The organism is Streptomyces sp. NPDC031274, assembly GCF_055570235.1.
Window position 1 is genome coordinate 1 of the sequence record NZ_JBVIHP010000239.1, and the last position, 1,381, is coordinate 1,381.

General features: G+C 64.4%; 2 protein-coding genes. Both read right to left on the reverse strand.

Annotated features, from left to right (window positions below; all coding sequences use genetic code 11):
• The coding region (locus ACZ5CR_RS45305; protein ID WP_468869548.1) for a DUF1156 domain-containing protein at window positions 1-270 on the reverse strand (270 nt) is incomplete at its 3' end.
• Window positions 267-1,381: protein NO VEIN domain-containing protein (locus ACZ5CR_RS45310; RefSeq protein WP_468869551.1), on the reverse strand; the 1,115-nt coding region annotated here is incomplete at its 5' end. The genes ACZ5CR_RS45310 and ACZ5CR_RS45305, both read right to left, overlap by 4 nt.

A 1,381-nucleotide genomic window follows, 5' to 3' on the forward strand; every position in this document is an offset into this window, starting at 1 on the left:
GTACTCCTTCTCCAGGATCTCGTGAATCTCCTTGGCCTTTTCGGCGTTGCCTTTCAGCGCGTCGCGGACGAGGCCCTGCAGATTGCGCTGCTCTGCTTCACTCTCCGGCCAGGGAAGCAAGCTGGTCAGCACGGCGGCCTTGGCCTGGGCGACCGGACGCTTCGCGAACCACACCCACAGACTCGACTCAGTGTTTCCGCTGCCCCAGCTCTCGGAGCATGCGTCACTGACCTCCGCGCAGGGGAACCAGCGTTCGATCATGCGGGTCATGCGGGACTCTCCTGAGTGCGGTCACGGGCAGTTCGCAGCGAGGAGCCGGGGATTCGGAAGACTGCGTCTCCGCGGATGTCACCGGCGAACACGTCAATGGGGTCACGGAAACTCCCGAACAGGGTTCCCCGGCCGTCGTTGCATTGGTCGACGACGTATAGCCAGAACTCTCGGCGGTGCTGCATTGCCATGAGCACCTCGTTTCCGGTCAGCCGGATACCCCGCGACGCGGCAGAGTCCCAGACCCCCTTGACCTCGACGAGCCGTTGTTCCCGGCCCCTCCTTGCCTGGAGATCGTAGCCCCGGTTCTCGGTGTGGATGTCCGAGACGACCCAGCCGTCTTCTTGGAGCAGTCGCTGGACGTGGCGCATCGCGACGCGCTCGGAGTCCTTCTCCTCAGGGGATCTGTCGACTGCTCCGGCGTAAACCCGCATTCGGGCCATGCAGGTGGGATCGGTGATCTCGACCTTGCTGAGGCGTTCGAGCTCCGTGAGCCGGCCTTGGGTCTGGTCACGCAGGCGGTTTCGGAGGGCTAGGCGTTCGTCCCGGTTTGGGATCTGGTGTGTGAGGTCGACTGGAAGGTTTTCCAGGTCACGTCGCGCTGCAGCGAACCATTCGTTACGGACCTCTTGGTACTTAGTGCGGGTTCCGGTGGCGAGTTCGTTGGCGCGTTCCTCAGCCAGCTGTTCGCGGGCAGGATGCGGGACACCACCAGACTTTGCTGTGGGCACCAGATTGGCGAGCGTTTCCCAGCGGACAGGGTATGCGTCGCCAGTTTCGTCGACACGGATGAGTCCAGCCCACGCTGTGCGGCGCCTTCCGCCGACCTCAGTGAGAGTGGCCTCGTAGGCATGCAACTCGTAACCCGTGATGCTCGTTGGGTCCTCTGCAGCGCCACCGCGGTAGAGATCGGGGGCGAGGGCGCCAGAGACATGCTCGATGAGGTCACCGAAGGCGATGCTGCCCGGGCCGAGCGCCAAGGCGCGAGAGATGTCGGCGCTCCCCGCGTTGTCCTTGAGGGCTTGGCTGCTCGTGGCAATCAGGGCGCGCTGTTCCCCACCGAGCCCTGCGGGGAGGGTGGTGTTTGAGGTGACTAGGAGGATGCCGTCGC